Annotated in this window: 11 protein-coding genes and 1 pseudogene; 3 read left to right on the top strand and 9 right to left on the bottom strand. The window is 69.0% G+C overall.

Features of this window, described 5'->3' with window-relative positions:
- Positions 1 to 89: 89 nt before the first annotated feature.
- Complete coding sequence (locus ACGF2Y_RS22160; RefSeq protein WP_392950078.1) at positions 90 to 839, bottom strand: histidine phosphatase family protein; 750 nt, start codon at positions 837 to 839, stop codon at positions 90 to 92.
- The gene (gene hemL / locus ACGF2Y_RS22155; RefSeq protein ID WP_392950394.1) at positions 836 to 2,107 is read right to left on the bottom strand and encodes a glutamate-1-semialdehyde 2,1-aminomutase; all 1,272 of its coding nucleotides are present in this window, start codon (positions 2,105 to 2,107) and stop codon (positions 836 to 838) included. Before hemL ends, ACGF2Y_RS22160 begins: the two co-directional genes overlap by 4 nt.
- 331 nt (positions 2,108 to 2,438) lie before the next feature.
- Here hemL and ACGF2Y_RS22150 point away from each other — a divergent pair, with 331 nt between their 5' ends.
- Positions 2,439 to 3,023 (top strand): hypothetical protein, encoded by a 585-nt coding sequence (locus ACGF2Y_RS22150; RefSeq protein WP_392950075.1) that lies wholly within the window; start codon positions 2,439 to 2,441, stop codon positions 3,021 to 3,023.
- A gap of 47 nt (positions 3,024 to 3,070) precedes the next feature.
- On the opposite strand, the gene ACGF2Y_RS22145 is transcribed toward ACGF2Y_RS22150, so the two are convergent.
- From ACGF2Y_RS22145 to ACGF2Y_RS22115, 7 genes and pseudogenes are all read right to left on the bottom strand, one after another.
- Positions 3,071 to 4,411, bottom strand: coding sequence for a tyrosine-type recombinase/integrase (locus ACGF2Y_RS22145; protein ID WP_392950392.1), 1,341 nt, complete (start codon positions 4,409 to 4,411; stop codon positions 3,071 to 3,073).
- Between the two features lie 193 nt (positions 4,412 to 4,604).
- Positions 4,605 to 5,723 (bottom strand): hypothetical protein, encoded by a 1,119-nt coding sequence (locus ACGF2Y_RS22140; protein WP_392950072.1) that lies wholly within the window; start codon positions 5,721 to 5,723, stop codon positions 4,605 to 4,607.
- Between the two features lie 88 nt (positions 5,724 to 5,811).
- Entirely contained in the window at positions 5,812 to 7,893 is a 2,082-nt protein-coding gene (gene fxlM, locus ACGF2Y_RS22135; RefSeq protein WP_392950069.1) for a methyltransferase, FxLD system, read from the bottom strand.
- A gap of 21 nt (positions 7,894 to 7,914) precedes the next feature.
- A complete protein-coding gene (locus ACGF2Y_RS22130) occupies positions 7,915 to 9,210 on the bottom strand; it encodes a lanthionine synthetase C family protein (protein ID WP_392950067.1) in 1,296 nt (431 codons plus the stop codon).
- Positions 9,177 to 12,131, bottom strand: a complete 2,955-nt coding sequence (locus ACGF2Y_RS22125) for a lantibiotic dehydratase (protein WP_392950390.1) — start codon at positions 12,129 to 12,131, stop codon at positions 9,177 to 9,179. Before ACGF2Y_RS22125 ends, ACGF2Y_RS22130 begins: the two co-directional genes overlap by 34 nt.
- 226 nt (positions 12,132 to 12,357) lie before the next feature.
- The gene (locus tag ACGF2Y_RS22120; RefSeq protein ID WP_016825826.1) at positions 12,358 to 12,537 is read right to left on the bottom strand and encodes an FxLD family lanthipeptide; all 180 of its coding nucleotides are present in this window, start codon (positions 12,535 to 12,537) and stop codon (positions 12,358 to 12,360) included.
- 511 nt (positions 12,538 to 13,048) lie between these two features.
- A pseudogene (locus tag ACGF2Y_RS22115) lies at positions 13,049 to 13,494 on the bottom strand (ATP-binding protein).
- Positions 13,495 to 13,719: 225 nt separating this feature from the next.
- Between ACGF2Y_RS22115 and ACGF2Y_RS22110 the strand changes: the two are divergent.
- Entirely contained in the window at positions 13,720 to 15,003 is a 1,284-nt protein-coding gene (locus ACGF2Y_RS22110) for an XRE family transcriptional regulator (protein ID WP_392950063.1), read from the top strand.
- Entirely contained in the window at positions 15,000 to 15,569 is a 570-nt protein-coding gene (locus ACGF2Y_RS22105) for a GNAT family N-acetyltransferase (RefSeq protein WP_392950060.1), read from the top strand. The genes ACGF2Y_RS22110 and ACGF2Y_RS22105 overlap by 4 nt, the downstream gene beginning before the upstream one ends.
- Positions 15,570 to 15,911 lie beyond the last annotated feature (342 nt).

The following is a 15,911-nucleotide window of genomic DNA, read 5'->3' as shown; positions in this document are numbered from 1 at the left end:
TCCCGTCATGTCCGTCGTGTCGTGTCGTGTCGTCTCGTGTCGTTTCTTTTCGCGTCCCGCGTGCTTTTCGGCGGTCGAGGCAACTGCGGCTACGCGCCGAACGCCTTGGACTGCCCCGGCTTCCCCTTCACCGGCTTGGCCCCGGCCAGCAGGTGCACGGGCACCAGGTCCCGGGCGGGCTCCGAGTAGCCGACCGAGACGATCTGGTCGCCCCGGTAGGTGAAGCTGGTCAGCGAGGCCAGCGTGCACTGCCGCTTGCGCGGGTCGTGCCACAGCCGGCGGCGCTCCACGAAGGAACGCAGGATCCAGATCGGCAGCTGGTGGCTGACGCACACCGCCTCGTGCCCGCGCGCCGCGTCCCGGGCGGCGTCCAGCGCGCCCATCATCCGGACGACCTGCTCGACGTACGGCTCGCCCCAGGACGGCTTGAACGGATTGGTGAGGTGCTTCCAGTTGTCCGGCTTGCGCAGCGCGCCGTCGCCGACGCCGAAGGTCTTGCCCTCGAAGACGTTGGCGGCCTCGATCAGCCGGGCGTCGGTGGCCAGGTCCAGTCCGTGCGCCTTGGCGACGGGCGCGGCCGTCTCCTGGGCGCGTTCCAGCGGGGAGGCGACGACATGGGTGATGTCGCGCTTCTCCAGGTGCTCGGCGACCCGGTCGGCCATCTTCCGGCCCAGGTCGGAGAGGTGGTAGCCGGGGCGGCGCCCGTAGAGCACGCCGTCCGGGTTGTGCACCTCGCCGTGCCGGACGACGTGCACCACGGTCAGCTGCTCATCACGGTTCACGTTCTCGCTGCTCGCGCTCTCGCTGCTCGCGTTCTCACGGTTCGCGTTCTCGCTCATGCGGTGGCCTCCGATGCGGCGCGGGCGGCGGCGGGCAGGGCGGCGGCGATGCGCTCGACAGCCCGCTCGTCATGGGCCGTGGAGACGAACCAGGACTCGAACGCCGAGGGCGGCAGGTAGACGCCCTGCTCCAGCATCGCGTGGAAGAACGCGGTGAAGCGGAAGACGTCCTGCTTCTTGGCGTCGTCGTAGTCGCGGACGGGCTCGTCGGTGAAGAAGACGGAGAACATGTTACTCGCGGCGGACACGGTGTGCGCGACGCCCTCCTTGGTGAGCGCCTCGCCCACCAGGCCCCGAAGCTCGGCGGAGACCGCGTCGATCTTCGCGTACGCCGCGTCGTCCAGCAGCCGCAGCTGGGCGAGCCCGGCGGCGGTGGCGACCGGGTTCCCGGAGAGGGTGCCCGCCTGGTAGACCGGGCCGGCCGGGGCCAGGTGCGCCATCACGTCGCGGCGACCGCCGAAGGCCGCGGCCGGGAAGCCGCCGCCCATCACCTTGCCGAAGGTCATCAGGTCGGGCCGGACGCCGTCGACGCCGTACCAGCCGGCCTTCGACGTACGGAAGCCCGTCATGACCTCGTCGGAGATGTACAGGGCGCCGTTCGCCGCGCACAGCTCCTTGAGCCCGGCGTTGAAGCCGTCCGCCGGCGGGACGACGCCCATGTTGCCGGGCGAGGCCTCGGTGATCACGCAGGCGATCTCGCCCGGGTGCGCGGCGAACGCGGCGCGCACGGCGTCCAGGTCGTTGTACGGCAGCACGACGGTGTCCCCGGCCGTGGCGCCCGTGACTCCCGGGGTGTCGGGCAGCCCGAAGGTGGCCACGCCCGACCCGGCGGCGGCGAGCAGCGCGTCCACGTGCCCGTGGTAGCAGCCGGCGAACTTCACGACCTTGGCGCGGCCCGTGAAGCCGCGGGCCAGCCGGATCGCCGACATGGTCGCCTCGGTGCCGGAGGAGACCAGGCGCACCTGCTCGACGGGCTCGATCCGCGCCACGATCTCCTCGGCGAGCGCGACCTCGCCCTCACCCGGCGTACCGAAGGAGGTGCCCCGGGACACCGCCTCCTGGACGGCGGCGATGACCTCGGGGTGAGAGTGGCCGAGAATCATCGGCCCCCACGAGCACACAAGGTCGACGTACTCGCGGCCGTCGGCGTCGGTGAGGTACGGACCGGTGCCGGACACCATGAACCGGGGCGTACCGCCCACGGCCCGGAAGGCACGCACGGGAGAGTTCACGCCGCCGGGCGTCACGACGGACGCCCGGTCGAACAGCGACTGCGAAACTGGGGCTTCGTATGAATACGCCACTTTGGTCCTGATCTGCGATTCGGGTATCGGGAGGCCGGGCCGGGAAATCCCTAACAATCTCGGCCACCGGTCAGCAGGGAGCGGGCTCCCCTCGTATCACGAAAGAGCGTCAGCCCCCTCGCGTCTGCGAAACTGGGGCGTCATAGGGAAAGCTCACACATGCCATGGTGTCAGAGGCACGGACGGACTTGCGGACAGGTGTTTCACCGCACGCCCGCGGGGGAGGTCACTGACACGATGATCGGGTTGCGCGGCGGGGGCTGTGTCTCCTAAGAAGTAGTCGGGTGGATGAGATATGCATCGCGGTGGCGGAGTGGGCGAAGGGACCGACGACCTGGGGCCCGAGCCTGCCCGGCGAGGGCGGCACCGGCGCAGGGCCGAGCGCGCGCAGAGCAGGGGCGCGGACAGCACGCCGCCGCCCGGGACCAGGAGCGGGGGCGGGATGGGGGTGACGTACAAGTATTTCGGCGCCCCGGACGGGGCCACCGCCGCACGCGTGCCCATCTCGATGCGTCCGGAGGAGCTCGGCGGTGACGAGCTGGGCATGGGCGGCATGTTCACCAAGATCAAGCCGGAGACCGTGGCCGCCATGGTCCTGACCGGAATCCAGGGCATACCCCTGCACAAGGTCCCCCCGCTGGAGCTGGTCGTCCTCCACCCCGACTACGCCGTGGTCAGGCTCCCGATGACCGTCGTCGACCCGCTGCGCGGCGTCGGCGAGGAGTCGGTAGGCGCGGCGGCCTTCATCTGGTCCACGGTCCCCGACCGCGGCGGCCCGCGCGACGCCTTCAACGTCTACCAGCTGCTCCACGAGTGGCAGGACTTCTCCCACCGGCTGCACGACGCGGGGCACCAGGCGTACTGCCTGGTGTGGCCCTGAGCTGGGGTTTCGGTGGGTTCGGGCGGGGCTTCCGGGTCCCGCTCTCGCTAGTGCCTGAGAAGGGCCGTCAGGCAGCCAGGGCACATTGGTTTCGCTTGGGGCACTGATGTGGCCTGGGCGGCAGCGGGATCGCCGTCGTCCTCGATCTCAGCTTCCGTGAAGGCGTCGTCGATCGCCTTTCGGGTGCGGGTCTCGCTGGACGGCAGCAGGTGGGTGTACGTCCGCAGCGTGAAGCCCGGGTCCGAGTGGCCGAGGTACTCGGAGAGGGCCTTGATGCCCTCGCCCGCGTCCAGAAGCACGGAGGCGTAGGCGTGCCGGAGAGCGTGCATGCCGTCTTCCCGCGCCGCCTGAAGGTAGCGCGCGCCGTGCTGGCGGGGAGGTATCACGCCGGCGGCGGCCAGGGCGCGCTTCCAGTCGCCCATGTTGAAGACGCTACGGTTGTAGGCCCGCTTCTTCTGGCCGACGAAGAGGAGACGGAAGGTCTTGGGCTCACCGTCCGGCTTGGCCCAGGGCAGGGTGACATCGACCGCCGGGAAGTCCTTCATGTGCGCCTTGAGAGCGGCGGCGAGCTGGGCGGGTAGGGGCACCGAGCGGATCTTGTTGCCCTTCGGCAGGGCGAAGACGGCCTTCGTGCCGACGAGCCGCACCTGCCGGTTGACGTGGATCCGGCCGCCCTTGAAGTCGATGTCCTCGACGGCGGAGCCGAACACCTCGCCCTGCCGCAGGCCACAGCCGAAGGCGAGTTTGCCTCCCGCCTGGAAGCGCCCCGGCAGACCGGCTATGACGGCGAGTACGCGCTCCAACGACCAAGGGATGATCTTCTTCTTGGTCGCCGTCGGTAGCTTGACCGACTTCGCCTTGCAGGGGTTCTTCGGCAGCAGCCCGTCCTCCACGGCCATGCCGAGGATGCTGGAGAGGACGTCGAAGATGCCCTCGATCGTCGATACCTCCAGTTCGGCGTCCTGGAGCCTGCGAATCCATCCCTGAACGAGTGAGGGCTGGTTGAGAGACCGCAGCTCGCGTCGGCCGAGGAGCTCGACGATGCGGTTTCGGACCGTCGCCTCGTAGCGGAGTGCGGTCGTCGGGCCGACGGAGTTCGCGTCGAGCCACTTCTGCGCGTAGGCGCCGAGCGTCTGCTTCGTCTCGGCCGGGACGACGTAGGAGCCGCGCCGGATCTCGACGTCGACCTCGGCGGAGCGGTTGTCCGCCTCGGCCTTCGTGTTGAAGCTCTCCTTGCGCTGATGGCCATCAAGGTCGCGGTAACGAACCTGCCAGCGCTTGCCAATGCCGTGGTCGGCGGTGGAGACCATCCGCTTCGTGCGGCTCTTGTGTTCGCCGCACTCGGCCTCTGTGGGCTTGGGGTGAGACTTGTGCCGGCGGTCGTACACATCAGCCAAGAAGGGCCTCCTGGATGGGGGTCTGGATGATGCCCGCTCCCCGGCAAGGACTCTGGCCTGGTGTATCCAGCGTCTCAGCGCACGTCCGGCCCCCAGTGCACGAGCGCGTGCAGCGATGACCCGCAGCTCAGCACAGCGCTCCGTCCCCTCGCCCCACGTGGCAGCCACCGTCCAGGCTTCGCGCTCACTGCGGGGACAGAGGCGTTGATGGCACGAGACTCTTCCGGATGACGCTGTCGGCGGCACGCAGAGCTGCTGACAGCGCTCCCTGCAACTGGTCCGGGAGGGTCTCTGCCCCGAGGGCGCAAGCCCGCACCAGAGCGCGGCAGTTCTGCTCTTGCCGGTTCGTAGCAAGCCCGATGAACAGAGAGTTCGCCAAGTTCTCACGTGCCGCGTAGCCGTCCTCGGCCTCCGTCGCCCTCCGGTGCAAGTCCTCGGCGATGCGGTACGCGGCCGGAAGATTGGGGGACCCGACCATGTCGAGGACGGTCAGGCCCAGCCGGATATCGAAGACGGTCATCCCCGGCTCAGCCTTCCGCTCAAGGTAGGCGTCTGCCAAGTCCGCCAGGTGATCGCCGACTGGTTGTCCCGCTTCGCGGCGCCACAGGGCGGTCAGGCATGCCGTGACAGTCTGCTCCCACGGCTCGCCGGGCACCGTACCGGCGAGGAGCGTCGCGGCGTGTGCCGTGTCTCCCGCAGCGAGCGAGGCGAGTACCGCTACTTGGCGTCCATCGAGCATTCGCCTGCCCACGCCTCGATGGGTCTCCATGTGCGCCAGGGCCTCGGACCAGCGTCCCTCGGCAGTAAGAGCGCGCGTCCCGTCAGCGAGCAGCACACGCCACAGCCACGCCACGACCTCATGGCGGTCCTTGTCTGTGGCGGTGAGGTCCGCCGGAATCGCAACGCCTCCAAACCTGGCTGGTGTGCCCGCCTCGACAGCTGCGTACAGGTCGAGTAGCCACTGACGACCCACATCGGCGTGGCCGCCGCGGATCTGGAGGCGGGCGAGATTGACGACGGGCTCCAAGCCGCGAATCGCGCTCATGGCGGGCAGGGGGCAGGCGTGGAGATATGCGGCGGCATGCTCGTGACACATCTCGCGCGCGAGGTCGGGAAGGCAGAGATCGGAGGCAATGAGCGCTGCCTGGTTGTAGACGGAGGACGCCACCCCCTGATCGGTCTCCGTCATCGCGGTGTCGGCCAGGTCGACGAGCGCGCGCACGCGCTTCGGCAGGGGAAGGCAGGCGGGCCGGAATCGGGCGACGAGCGGAAAGCGGTGAGCGGTGGATCCGTGCGGGTCCATGGACTCCCCCAGGTGTGTGTGAAGACGGGTAGGGCGACGGTGGCCGCCGGTTGCGCGCCGGCTGCCACCGCCCACTACGCGTGGAGCGTCAACTCCAGTTGACGACGATGCGGTTCAGCGGGGTGTCAAGCGCGAAGAGGCCGGCTCGCTGCTCGATCGCGGGGGCGTCGAGAGGCTGGATCTCGAACGTGGCTTCACGGCCCCGGTACTCCAGGTCCCACGCACGGATGGCCGCAGCAACCCTTGCTGCCAGTTCATCGCTGCCGGGACCGTGGCCGATGACCCCGAACTCCCACAGCTTGCCGCCCTCGGGGGTCTTCTTCTCCGACAGACGCCGGGCGAGGTAGGTGACGGCGCCCTTGTCGACGGCTGCGGTCGAGGAGGGGTAGGGGTCCTCGGTGAGCAGAGTGCCCTTGGCGGCTTGCGGGAAGAGCATCCGGATCAGGCCGGAGGGAAGAGAGCAGGTGAGGAACAGTTCCATCCACTCCGGCGACTCCATGGCGCGGACCGTCATGCCCGTCCACTCCTCGGTGCGCGGCTCGTGCAGGACGCCGTCGAGGGCCTCGGCGTCGATTTTCTGCCCGGCGGGGGCCTGGAGCCGTACGATTCCGTCCGTGCTGAGCGGGATGACCCGGCGGTCGTCGTCGGCGATGCCCCGCCTGAGCGGCATGAAGGTGTTCATCTCGCTACCGAGAGACATCCACCGGCCATCGCGCTGCCCATAGGCGATGGACCGGGACACCGTGCCCTTGAGGCGCTGCGGGACGAGGAGGCGGCCCCCGGGAGCAAGCTGCTGCAACCAGGCATGCGGCACGCCGTGCGCGCCTACGGTGGCGATGATTCGGTCGTACGGCGCACCTTCCGCGTAGCCGAGGGCCCCGTCTCGCGCCACCGCCTCAACATTGGTGGTTCCGGCGGCGGACAGATGCGCGCGGGCGCCCTCCACGAGGTCGTCGTCGACATCGAGCGTGGTGACGTGCCCGCTCTCACCGACCAGATGGGCGAGCAGACCGGCGTTGTAACCAGTGCCTGCGCCCAGTTCGAGGATGCGCTCGCCCTCCCGGGCGTCGAGCTGGTCCAGCATGAGGGCGACCACGCCCGGCTGGGAGGCGCAGGAGATCGAACTGCCGTCGGTGTCGTACTTGATGTGCACCGGCGCGTTGGCGTATGCGTCTTCGAGCGGCACATCGGGCACGAACACGTGACGGGGCACGGTCCGCAACGCGGTCTCCACGGCGGGAGTGCGGGCGCTTCCGTCAGCGCGGAGCTGGTCCACCAGGGCGTTACGGAGGCGCTCGGCAACGGACGTCGGGCTGGTGATCGTGTCGGTGTTCACCCCTTTCACGCTATCGGCGTTGGCCGTTGACTCGGTCGGCGACGCGATGTGGTCACTCGTTCCCATGACTGCCTCTCGTGCAATGGTGGACAGAGCGCTCTGGTCGCCCCTGAGGAGACCGGCGCGGTTGGCGTGGAAGATGATGTGGTGGGCGATGACAGCTCGCAGGCCACGTGTGAGAGCGCCCCTTTTCTCGAGGCCGGCGAGTGTGGCCCCCGCCCGCTCGAAAGCGGATACCCATGCGCCGTGCCCGTGGAGTGGGCCGTCCCGGAGGGACAGGCCTTGGGCATCAGCGCTCATGAGCTTCCGCACGAACGGGGTCAGTTCGGCGACTCGTGCATGTGACAGAGCGCTGGTGACCGGCCGGAGGTTAGCGACCTTCGCCCATACGTCGCCCTGCTCGAACCAGTCGAGTCCGGCGCCGCGCATCATGGCGCTCGCCAGCAGGACCGCAGTCTCCTTGCGCCCCAGGTGGTCCAGGCTTGGCTGGTAGGTGAGCAGGTGGCGAGAGTCGCTGTGGAACAGTCCGTGGGCGGTGTCCATAGCGTCCGGGCCGCCGAATGCCTCGGACTCGGCCTCGTAGACAGAGGGCAGCCATGACACGACAGCCCCCTCGCCCACGAGATCGCTCAGTAGCGACTCAATGATCGGCGAGGGCGCGTCGGCGAGGTACCGCAGCGGCCAGGGCTGTTTGTTCATGAACCACCAGCCGGTGAGCTGCCCCTCGGTCTCGGCTGTGATCAGGGCGGGCCCGAGGCGTTCGTCGATGGCGTGCCGGGCGCTCTCGCGGTCGATGAAGGTGATGTTGTGCTGCCGCCAGCGGTCAGGGGGCATCGAAGTCCTTCGGTCGGTGAATCAGGCAATGAGCAGGCAGGAATCCCAGGCGGACTGGGGCGGTGCGGCGGTATCGGCAGCGAGAAGAGCCAGGGCTATTCCGGCGGCTCCATCGAGCAGGCCGGGCCCCGCTCCGGTGCCGCTGACAAGTGCCGTGGCCGCGCGTTCGAGGTCGTCGTTCACCGAGCAGATCGCGGCCGAAAGTCCCGGGATCGCGGCTCGGAGTCGACCGGCGGTCGAAGGATGGGCGTCCTCGGCCGTGCGGACGGCGATGTGGGTGAGGCCGGCGAAGCCGTGGCACAGGCCGTGGTCCGTCGTGGCTCCGAGCTGGTCCGGGTCGGTGAGGGCGGCGGCGAGCGCGTTCTCCGCCGTGATCCGGCGTTCGGTGTCACCGGTAGCGAGCGCGGCAAGTTGCTGGGCGCGGGCGAGGCCGGCGGTGCCGTAACACCATGACGGCCGCAGGAGCTTGGACCCGGCGCGGCGACCGGTACGTAGCTCGCTCCGAGTGATCCAGTACGGCCAGGTTGATCCTCGGCCTGCCTCCTCCTGCCAGCAGTCGAGCCAGGTCAGGATGGTGCGCAGCGCTCTGAGGTGCCCGTCCGTAACGGTGCCCTTCCGGGCGGCGAGGGCCAGAAGCACGAGCACTCCGGCGATGCCATGGGCCATGCCGGTGTTGGCATGCCCACCGGGGAATCGTTCGTCCGGCCTGCCCGAGGGCCCGGTCGCAGTCCACCAACCCGGAAGGTCCTCGCCAGATTGCCTGATCGGTTCGGTGAGGCGCACGCAGTAGTCGAGGACAGCGCACACCATAGGACTGTCTGAGTTCCGGCGTAGAAGGTAGGCCCCGTATCCGGTCAGGCCCCGGATGGTGTCGAACTCGGCCAGTTGCGGAAGGCATCCGGCATCGATGCGGCGATGCGCTGCGTCGAGACGGCGTCTGACGTCGATCTCGATCTGCCGGTCCATCGAGTCCAAGGCGCGCTGGTAGGAGCCAGGAAGACGGTCGGCGGCGCAGGCAAGGGCGTGGGCGAAGGCGGGCACCCCGTAGAAGGGGTGGCTGTCGGGTCCGCTCGTGAGGGATCCGTGAGACGCGGCAGCGAGCCAGCCGTGCGCATGCTGCCACGGTCCGAGGCCGTTCGCGGCCCGCTCGATGTGGAGAAGCGCGATCCCCGGCGGGCCGTAGGCGAGATGTTGCCGATGTGTCTGGAGGACGGAAGACACCGTGCCGGGGTCGGCGAGCCTCGCAGCAACGGCATCGACCAGCCCGAGCGTCGGGAGCACGGTCACGCCGGCCTCCTGGTGGTGCGGGCAGTCCACGCCAGAGCAGCAGCGCGAGCCAGGTAGAGGCACACCTCTTCCTCGGGGAAGTTCACCGCGACGTGCCGCACGAAGTGGACGTGCAGAAGGGAGGTCAGGACGTCATCGACGGCGATGCCCTGGGTGTCCGGGCCGGGAAGGTGCAACCGGTACGCAGCGAGTGCCGCATCGCGCTCCGCCCAACCCGACACGATGGCGTCTCCGCCCTGGACCTCGCGCAGGGCGGCCCAGTCGTCGGCTGGGTTCGCGAGCCGTACGGCCTCGCTGAACTGCGGGCGGGGAACGGACGCAGGCGCCGTCGGCGAGACGTGGTCGGCCAGCCAGCGCATCGCGGCCTCGGCGCTGCCGAGGAACGCGGAGACGATGGCGACGGTATGGGCCGCCACCAGCGTGCGTTGCGCCGGCCTCTGCGGCTCTGTGAGCTGGGCCAGAACGGCGTGCGAGTCTGCCCGAAACACATCCTCGGCCGCCTCCCAGGCGGCACCGGAGCCCCAACGACCCATTTCTCGATAAGAGGTGGGATAGCGCAGGTCTGCCAGCAGGCCGCCGTTGCGCAGGTCGTCGGCCCACGCGCTCACGGTGCGCGCCGTCTGAGCGAAAGTTCTGCGGTCAGGGAGAGCGATGCGGACGCGGAGGTGCTGGTCCGGGTCACGGAAGCGGATGAACCACCACCGCGGGTTGCCCAGTCGTTCGATGAGTCCGGGGAGGTGTTGGGAAAGCAGGAGGTCCTGGCGGCGGGGATCTCCGTACAAGGCGGCGAGCAACACCGATGAAGCAGCGGGAGTCTGCACCTGGGCCGACGAGAGGGCGCGAGCCTCAGTGGGAACAGGCAGGGGCGGCCAGGACGGCGGCCGGGTCGCTTTGAGCGGCACCACGATCTCGTGGGCTCGCCCGCCGCACCAGCCGTTCGCTTCTGGTTCCGGGGCCTCAGTGAGCACGGCCTGGTGAGCGCGGTCGAGGTGTCGGAGCAGGAGCGTCCGGTGGCCGCCTTCGTCGAGGTCGAGGAAGAGACGCCGGTCGTCTTCCACAAGGAGCACGCGGCGAGGCAATCCCCGCTGTGCCCGCCATTCGGAGAGCCCGGTGTCCCACTCAGCACGAGGACGAGCACGGCCGGGTAATTCGGATGCCTCCAGACGCCAGCGCGCCGGGGTCAGCACCGTACGCCCGTACCTCAGGCGCGGCAGGAACGGCATCGCTGCTGCGACGCCCCAGTCAAAGGCGGTGACCTGCGCGCACTGGGCACGGGACAGTTCAGTGAGGAAGCGTGCCAACGGCGGAGTGTGCGTGTGCAGGTTCAGCGCGTTCATGCCGACGGCTTCGACGCGGTGCCCCCGTTCCGGAGCGGCCAGGTGCATGCGGCGGCCATCGCACCCCACGGCCAGGTCCTTCGGGGTGAGAACGGTGTCTTTCGGTGCGCAGTGCTCTTGGAGGCTGATCAGGGTAGGCAGGACCTGCGGGGCGCGGGTGACATGAGCGCTCTCCGGGAGCAGCGGCGGGAAGGAGAGCTGGGCGGGCACGGTGTCGCTGTCCGCAGCCGGAAGATCGGCCAGCTCCGTGGCCAGGGCCTGACGCTCGGAGGGTGCCAGTACGTCGAGGAACCGGCCTGTCGAAACGCCGGCCCCGCGCGACACGCTCACGACCTCCAGCTGGAATCGTCCGCGCTGCAAGTCCTCCAGACTGGCGGCGTGCACTCGCACCCCTACCTCCAGATGCGGCGGCAGTCGTGGCTCGTCGGGCCCCACGTCCAGGACGTCGATCTGTTCGTCAGTGAGTACAACCTCGTCGCGGCGGTCGAGCGCAGCACCTTGCGCCAGGCGTACGAGGGCGTCATCCCGAGCGGAGACGCGGGGCCGACGCGAACCGTCAGGGCTGCCCGGGTAGCCGTCGGGGTAGCCAGTCCCGCTGTCCGCGACGACCTCCGCGAGCGGGACCATCGTGCCGATGCCGTACCGCTCGTAGAAGCGCTGGTGGTAGGCGTTCCACGCGGCTGTCCCGTACGGGCGGGTGCTCACCCGGGTCAGGATGAAGGCGGCGCGCTCGATCTCCCGAGCCACTTCCTCCGGTAGGACGAGACGCGCATCCAACCGCAAGTCAAGCGCAACAGGGTGTCGACGCAGGCCGGGCACGAGGGCCCGCATCCGCGCTGGGGTGCTGTCCCGGCCGCCGCGCGTGGCGCACTCCTTCAAGCCCATTCGGACCGCGTGCAGCTCGCGTGCCGTCTCCGCTACCGACGCAAGGTTGTCGACGCCGATCGTGTCGAGTTGGTCGAGCAGATACCCGAGGGCGTCGGTCTCGGTACTTGGAGCGTGCAGGCTCGTGATGAGCACTCGCCTCCGGACCAGCTCCGCAAGCAGACGGTGCACCTTCTCCGTATCGGCCTCGGGGAACTCCGCCCGGAGCCTTTCCGCGAGAGCTCCGCAGCGAATCGGCGTCCGGGCCTCGGCGAGGACCGCACGCACCGGCTCTGTCAGAGCCAGGGATGCCTCGACCGCGCGCATCCGGTCGTCATTCGGATCGGGTTGGAACGGCACGATGAGCCGGTCCCCCCGGCTCATCACGGTGTTGTTGACGACGACGGGCAGCTGGTCGAGGAGTTCCGGGCAGGACTCGAGCCGTTCGACCACAGCGGCGAGCCACTCCGCACCCGCGCGGCCCACGGCCACGTGAGCCTTGCCCCACTCCGCACGTGCCCGCGAGCCGAACGCCACAGTAGTCACTCCGGCGAACAGGCCGAAGGGCGTCGCCCGGTGCTGGGCCCGCAGAAGGTAACGGGACACCGACAGCGCCGCGCGCCGTATGTCTCGAAGGGGAGGATTCTCGGTGGTACACACGGCCCGCACCTGCATGGCCAAGGCTGGGCTGGAGTGCGCCACGGCGCCGGCGATGTGCTGGTCCGCCCAGACCGCGCGAAGCCACGTCACGCAGGAAGAGGAGCCGTCGGAAGAGTGGTCATCCGGGTCAGGGCACGGAGGAACCGGCAGAAGCAGTCGGGCCACGGCGCGCACGAGAGCGGTGGAACCGGCCCGGAACACTGTGGGTTGAGCAACCACCGATGACCTCCATGGGCGAAGGGATGGGCGGCTGACGCCGCCGCGCGGGAGCGCGACGGCACCAGACCGAAGGTGACCTGGGGTTTCAATTCAGGCGTCAGGCGACGTTGGTGGTGCAGGCGCCGCAGGTGGAACCGCAGTTGTCGTCGGTCAGGTTGACCAGACCTGCCGGGTCGGCGATCTCCACGAGCGAGACATCCAGGTCGAAGCCGTCTGATGCACCCGGAATCTGCGGTCGTACTTCGGTACGGCTGGGCACCACGGTGCTGCGCGTCATGCTGCACTCCTCTTCATCGTTGGTTGTTGCTGAGCTGGGCTGGAATGCCCACCAGGAGCCGCCAGAGGAGCTATGCCGGACGGCTGGCCCTCGGACCAGCTCCTGGCCGCCCGGCACGAGGGGGCGCGACCCGCACAGAAAGCGCTGGCCGGACCGCCCGCTCACGCCGGGAAGTCGTGTACGAGGGGCTGATCGAGCGGAGGCCGATCAATGCCCCATGAGGTAGGTGAGGGCCTGTGCCTTGAGACGATCAAGGCACAGCTCACATGCGTAGAAGGGGGCGTGCTGCCCGTCCCACTGAACCGGGCCGAGCCAGATCACCCGCACTCCGGTCCGTTCGCAGCCGAGCCAGCAGTCACCGGTGATCCACGATGAATTCATCGAGGAACGGACCTTCCCCCAGCTGGCCGAGACGGCCGATCCGGCAGCCTGGTATCTGGCGGTGCCGGCCCAGAGCTGAAACGGCGGGCGGGCAGGGCCCAGAAAAAGCGAGGGCATCGCATCCGGGCTCTCACTCGTCGCCCTCGGTACGGAGTTCGGCCCAGACCTCTTTGCCTCGCAGACGTCCGCCTGAACTCTGAAGGTCACAGCCCCAGCGGTCGGCCACAGCCTCGACGAGGAAGAGCCCGCGGCCCGACTCGTCCTCCTCGCCCGCGTGGCTCAGCTCCGGCAGACGCGACGGTTCCTCGTCACGATCCCGACGCGTACCCGTGTTGTGCTGGGCCGCCCGACGACGAGACGGATCTCGGGGCAAGGGGTATACCTGGACGCATTCGCGATCAACTCAGTGACGATCAGCTCGGCGCGGTCGGCGAGGACATCGAGGCGCCACATCGCGAGAACCCCCCGGACGAGCCTGCGTCCGGTCTCGGCCGTGGACGGCACGCACGGGAAGACCTCGCTGTACGTGGGGTGGCTGGCGAGGACCGTCTCAACTGCTTTCTTCAGAATCGGCATGGGATGGAGCCTTCGTGTCGTCTCGGCGCTCGCTCCACCCCTTGTGGCTTTCCAGGGGCGGACCGAGCCGTCAACAGCCGCTGCGGGGAGTGGCCGACACCCAGATAACTCCCTTGCCTGGAGGGCTGGTTAGGGCGTTCAGGTGCTCGTCCGACGGGCTTACCTAGGACGTTTTGACCTGCTCTTTACCTGGTGGGTAGGGAGCGCGCGGGCTACCGTGCCCGCATGGACGCGATCCGCAACACCGTCCTTGAGGCGTGGATGACCGAGCACGGATACAGCTCAAACAGCCTGGCCGACGCCGTGAACAGGGCTGTTGAACAGCTGACGGGACACGTAGGCGGGCTCGACGGGTCATCGGTCCGGGCGTGGAAAGCGGGCCGAGTCACCTGGCCAAAGTCAGCAACACGTACCGCACTTGAGGTCGTCACCGGATTACCCGCCGTCGCCTTAGGGTTCGTGCCACGGGGCCGGCCTTCGCCCACCCCAGCGCCATCGCAGCAGGAGGAGCCCGACATGAAGCGCCGTACCCTCGTCGGCGGCATCGCTGCTGCGGCTGCCGCAGCAGCAACCCCAGGGACCGCGTCACCGCGCCGAATCGGCATGAGCGACGTCAACCGGCTGAACAAGCGCTTCGCCGAGATCATCGCCAGCGACCACCGCCACGGCGGGCAACCTGGCATCGAGGAGCGGGCCGCCGCGCTCGCCGACGAGGCGCTCAACCTCCAGAACGCAGGCAGTGCCACGCAGCGGGTTCGCAGCAGTCTCTACGCCTCCGGAGCCGCATTCCGCTCGTCTGCGATGTGGGCCGCCATCGACGGCCGGCGCTACGACGTCGCGAAGGCGCACATGCGCGAGGCCCAGGCCCTCGCGGAGATGTCGGGGGACCAGGCGATCAAGTTCCGCATCTGGAGTCACGCGGGCACGATGTACCGCCACATGGGCCGCCCCGCCGACGCATGCGCCGCCAACGATGTCGCCCGCAACCTGCACCTCACCCGCCGCGACCCGCTGTTCGCGTCCCTCGGCATGGCCCGCCAAGGCGCCATCCACGGCACGGCTCAGAACCGGACCGATGCACGCCGCGCGTTCGAGCAGGCGCAGGACGCCATGCTGCGCGCCGATCCCGCCGACGACCGGCCGGTCTGGTTGCTCGCCTTCTACGACCAGGCCGAACTGGACTCCTTGGCCCTCTCCGCGTACCTGGCGCTCGGCGACTACCCAACGGCCGAGTACCACGCTCACCGCTGCCTGTCCTCGCTCCGGCCCCACATGCTCAGGTCCCGGGCCATCACCACGACCCGTCTCGCACACGCCCTGCTCGCCCAGGGCGCCGCCGAGGCCGCAACAGCCACCGCGATGAAAGTCCCCATCGACGCCGCCACCCGCCACGCCCGCGTGTCGCGGATGCTCCAAGAGTTCGGGGCCGCGCTCCGCGCCACCGCCCCGCGCAGCACCACCGTCCAGGTTTGGATCGAGCACACCACCACATGGAGAACGGCCGCATGACCATGGCACCCGCCACCGAGCTGCGCACTTTCACTAACCTGGACACCGCTCGCGGCGACCTCCTCGACGTGTACGCCGAGGTACGCGCCCCGCTGCTCCACCTGCCGAACTACGCGGTGACCGCGTTCGGCGAACGCATCGACCGGCACTCCGCCGAACCAGGTTTTACGGCCGTCCTCGCGTACGCGGCCGGCCAACCGGTCGGCTACGCGTACAGCAACACCATCGAGCACGGGGACCGCTACTGGCAGCGCACCAGCCCGACGCCGGCGGAGAAGTACACGAAGCGCCCGGCCACGGCTCTGAAGGAGATCGGCGTGCACCCGGCCTGGCGCAAGACCGGCACGGCCCGCCGCATCCACGACGCCCTCCTCGCCACACGCGACGAGCCGCACGTCACGCTCATGGTCAACCGGGCCGCCGGCGACGGAAAGGTCCACGCGCTCTACAAGTCGTGGGGGTACGAGGACATCGGGCAGAGCCAGCCATCGCCAGCCTCACCTGTGCTTACCGTCATGTTCCACACCAACCGTCGACCACCGCGGAGGTTGGGAATGGCGGAGTAGGCGGCGGCATTGTCAGTGCTCCGTGCGACCGTAATCGCACTTGGGTTATGGGACGGCCATGGCTCCATGCACGCCTGTCCCATCCGCTGGCATAGCGCCGACCACAAAGGGAGTGTCAAAGCAATGCGCCTCGGCACGCTGCTCATTCGCCGTCTCACGTCGTCGAATAATGAACGGAGGACGAGGACGGAGACACGGTTGGGGGTTCCCGGTCCACGCAGGGCAATGGACGATTCTCCGCCCGGCGTGAGCTGTACTGAGATTTGTGGAGTCCCTGATGCCAGGGTTACCGTCCTGGCGAAGGAGAACTACCAGCACCATGGCAGCACCCCGTAAATACCC

This window comes from Streptomyces sp. NPDC048142 (assembly GCF_043202835.1).
GTDB lineage: Bacteria > Actinomycetota > Actinomycetes > Streptomycetales > Streptomycetaceae > Streptomyces.
Note: the sequence above shows the minus strand (reverse complement) of the source record. Positions and strands in the feature narration are given on the sequence as shown.